Genomic DNA, 216 nt, shown 5'->3' on the forward strand with positions numbered 1-216 from the left:
TCTCCAATGCGGCCGCGGTGTCGGACTTTCCGCCGTGGTTCACCACCATCGGCCAATCCTATTTCATAAACGGGCTGGCGCCCACGCAGCTGCCCATTCTTTTGGTGGCAGCGATTGCGCTGTGGCTGTTGTTGTCCAGCACTAGCTTCGGCCGCCGCGTCTATAGCGTTGGCGCCAATGAACTCGCCACGCGTTTCTCGGGCGTATCGGTGGAAC

The 216-nt window shown here is 60.6% G+C and carries 1 protein-coding gene; it reads left to right on the forward strand.

The window, feature by feature from the left end; genetic code table 11:
* Nucleotides 1-17: 17 nt before the first annotated feature.
* Nucleotides 18-216, forward strand: a 199-nt coding sequence (locus tag GSQ92_RS29775) for an ABC transporter permease subunit (RefSeq protein ID WP_408832792.1), incomplete at its 3' end; no start/stop codon positions are given.

It is taken from the genome of Acidisoma sp. S159 (assembly GCF_009766125.1).
GTDB lineage: Bacteria > Pseudomonadota > Alphaproteobacteria > Acetobacterales > Acetobacteraceae > Acidisoma.